The sequence below is a fragment of the Streptomyces sp. NPDC127084 genome, from assembly GCF_042724175.1.
Taxonomy (GTDB): Bacteria; Actinomycetota; Actinomycetes; order Streptomycetales; family Streptomycetaceae; genus Streptomyces.
Genome location: NZ_JBHXFA010000302.1, coordinates 1 through 3,467, shown reverse-complemented (window position 1 = coordinate 3,467; position 3,467 = coordinate 1). Strand labels below are relative to the sequence as shown.

The 3,467-nt window shown below is 67.1% G+C and carries 3 protein-coding genes; all 3 read left to right on the top strand.

The genetic code is table 11. The features are described 5' to 3' along the window. Positions 1–168 precede the first annotated feature (168 nt). The 3 genes from ACFWI9_RS33475 to ACFWI9_RS33465 are packed head-to-tail and all read left to right on the top strand — an operon-like array spanning position 169 to position 3,378. Positions 169–1,245: a tyrosine-type recombinase/integrase gene (locus ACFWI9_RS33475; protein ID WP_387168847.1), complete on the top strand. Its 1,077-nt coding sequence runs from the start codon at positions 169–171 to the stop codon at positions 1,243–1,245. A gap of 16 nt (positions 1,246–1,261) precedes the next feature. Next, on the top strand, positions 1,262–1,594 hold the full coding sequence (locus tag ACFWI9_RS33470) for a helix-turn-helix domain-containing protein (protein WP_387168844.1): 333 nt from the start codon (positions 1,262–1,264) through the stop codon (positions 1,592–1,594). Continuing rightward, the gene (locus ACFWI9_RS33465; RefSeq protein ID WP_387168841.1) at positions 1,591–3,378 is read left to right on the top strand and encodes a hypothetical protein; all 1,788 of its coding nucleotides are present in this window, start codon (positions 1,591–1,593) and stop codon (positions 3,376–3,378) included. The genes ACFWI9_RS33470 and ACFWI9_RS33465 overlap by 4 nt, the downstream gene beginning before the upstream one ends. The last annotated feature ends 89 nt before the right edge of the window (positions 3,379–3,467 follow it).

Here is a 3,467-nt window from a genome sequence, read left to right as displayed (position 1 = left end):
CGTGTTGGAAAACTCGTAGGTTCGGCAGTCATCGCCGTTGCAGATCGTGTTCTGGTGCTGGCCAGGGGGCTTGACTCGATGGAGTGAGGTTTTTGAAGAATCTCCACGAATCATGGGGGTCTTTCGGTATTCCTGAAGCATCGGCACTCCCGGTGAACTGGAGCGGTCATGACGCTGGCGGTTGTACGGAATCTGGCCTCGCCGCGGGTCCTGCGATCGGCGGTCGATGAAGAGGACTTCGAACAGGAAATCGTCGATCAGTACGCGCTGGCCCTTGCAGCGGCAGGAGCAGGGGACAGGACGGTGGAGTTCAACTGCCGTGCCGCCGTGGACTTCGTGAGGTCCAGTGATCGACGCCTGTGGGCGGTAGGAGCGGAAGACGCCGACCGGTACCTGGTGCGACTGCGCCGGGATCAAGGCCGCAAGCCCTCGACGGTCCAGGGCTACGCAGGTGCCATCGCACGCTTCTACGACTTCGTGGTCAGCCGCTACCAGGGCGACATCCACGCGCTGACCGGATGCGTGGTGATGCAACCGATCGACGAGTTCAACCGGCCGGCCAAGGCCAACCACTCGAGCGTGCGGGTGCCGCCCGCTCGCGCGGAAGTGGAGGAGCTGTTCAGCCAGTGGTCCGTGCACCTGCCCCGTGCACGTAAGTATCTGCCGGCCGCCCGCGATTACTTCGCGGCATCGCTGTGGCGACGTGGTGGGCTGCGGATCCGCGAGACGGCAATGCTGGACATGCGCGACTGGCGGCCGGACCTGGGAAGGTGGGGCAAGCTGCACGTCCGCTACGGCAAGGGCAGCCGCGGGCGCGGCCCGAAGACCCGGCTGATCCCGGCGATCGACGGGATCGACGCACTGATGCAGTGGTGGCTGACCGACGTGCGCCATCAGTTCGACGACGACTGGCGTAACCCGGACGCCCCGCTGCTGCCCAGCGAGCGACGCGACGAGCTCACCGGAGGCTGCACCCGGATCGGCACCGACCCGCTGCGCTCGGGACTGGCTGCAGCGGTGAACGTCTGGCTTCCGGACTGGAAAGGGCGGCTGACGCCGCACGGCCTGCGGCACTACTGCGCCTCCGCGCTCTACGACCGCGGCGTGGACCTCAAGGCGATCCAGGACCTGCTCGGCCACAACTGGCTGTCGACGACCACGCACTACATCCACGTGCCAACGCAGCACATCGAAAATGAATGGCTCCAGGCCAACGACCGCACCGCGCTGCGGCTGCTGGGCTGAGCCGGAGGAGCCCGAGATGCAGTGGAACTTGCGGATGAAGGCGGCCGAGGCCGGCATCTGGCAGGCGACCCAGATGCGCCGCCGACTGGCCGAGGCAGGCCTGGAGATCAGCGCCGGGAAGATGTCGATGCTGTGGTCGCGCACCCCGACCACGATCCGGCTCGACGATCTCGAGGTCCTGTGCGCTGTGTTGAACTGCACCCCCTGCGACCTGCTTGTCCCGGCCGGGCTGCCGACAACACAACCCGAGCAAGCCCCCACCCGCGCCACCGGGACTGACCCGGCACTGTCCCGCGTCCACGACATCGTGCCCAAGCCCGGCCGCCCGCGATCGTCACCACCGCTGTGACCCGACCACTCCTCAACCTGTGCACCGTCTGCCGCAGCAGGCCCGAAGCCATCACGAGCACCGGGTACTGCTTCGGCTGCTGGCCCGGTGGTCCGGTTACCCCTCCCCCGTGCCTGGTCTGCGGCTCGCTCGACTACTACAACACCGGAAAGTGCCGCCGCTGCCACCTCTACGGACAGCCCGCCGTCGAGTCCTGCCCGGACTGCCTGGCCTGGGGCACCACCAGGAAGACCAAGTGGCTGTGCCAGGCCTGCCACGGCTGGCGCGCAGCCCATCCAGGCGAAGGCATCTGCCAAACCTGCGCCACCCCGGCTCACCTGCACACACAATTGAGCATCTGCCGCCTGTGCTTCGCCCACGGCCGCAACATGATTCCCTTGCTGGGCCGGTTCGACCCGGCTGAGGCCAACCGCATCGGCCAACAGCTCTTCCTCGCCGGACTCACCCAGCAAAAAGGAACCTCGCGAAGAGCTAAGCGGGCCGACCAACGCGCCCGCACCGCCGTCTCGGACCTTCCCCCGACTCTGAGGAAGGACCTCAAACGCCTCCTGGACGTCCCACCACCCCTGCGAGCACCAGCCCGCATCAGCCCGACCCCCACCCGCGGCGAACAACTCGCCTTCTTCCCCGCCCAGCGCGATCACTCCCGGTTGCGCCAGCGGGACTACCCCTGGCCCGCCGACCCCACTCTGCTGCGCCGGCTGTGGAACCTCGCCGACCAGCGAGCCGCCCAGCTTGGCTGGAGCCAACCAGTCAGGATGCGCTGCCGGGCCGGCCTGCGGATCGTCCTGGGCGTGCAGGACAACCCCGGCGCCCCCATCCCGCGCAGCAGCCTGGAGTTCCTCACCGAAATCGACCTGACCACCAAGCACGTCGCGGCCGTCCTGGACGAGGCTGGCCTGCTCATCGACGACCGCGACAACATCCTGAACCGCTGGCTCGAACAACAGCTGACCGGGCTGCCCAGGCAGATGGCCGACGAAGTACGCATCTGGTACGACGTCATGGCCAATGGCCGCCCCCGGCCCCCGAGACGCAAGCCCCGTAGCGCCACCACGATCCGCCTGCACATCTCCTGGGCCCGCCCCGTGCTCCTCGCATGGGCCGAAGACGGTCACACCTCCTTGCGAGAGATCACCCGCGAGCATGTCACCGCAGCCCTGACCGCCAGCGAGTACCCCGCACGCACCGGCCAGGGCCTGCGCTCGCTGTTCCACCTGCTCAAACAAGACCACGTGGTGTTTTCTGACCCCACCCACCGAATGCGCCTGGGCTACCACCCGTCCCGTGAACCACTGCCCGTCGACACCGCCGCGCTGCAAACTCTCCTCGACGAATCCGACCCCGCACGAGCTGCGGTCGCCGCCCTGGTGGCTTTCCACGGACTGGCCACCAGCCAGGTACGCAACCTCCAACTCATCGACATCAGCGCAGGCTGGCTGCACATCGACGACCGCAAGATCCCCCTGGCCCCGCCAGTGCGCCACCGCATCGCCGCCTACCTCGACTACCGCGCCGCAACCTGGCCCAATACCGCCAACCCACACCTCTTCATCAACCGCCGCAGCGCCATGGAAACCCGCAACGTTGGCATCCGCTGGATCAAACTCCTCCTCGGCCCAGGCGTCAGCTGCCGCTCGATCCGTGAAGACCGCATCCTCGCCGAAGCCCTCGCAAGCCACGGAGACGCCAAACGCCTTCACGACATGTTCGGCCTGTCCATCAACGCCAGCCTCCGCTACACCAATATCGTCGATCACCCTGGCTTCTCCGAGCCGACCTGAACCCAAGTACCCCCGCGCGCTCACGGCTCGGTACCCACGCTTCGGTTCGCACTCCATGACCCTTCAGAATTCGCGAACCCAAGAGCTCT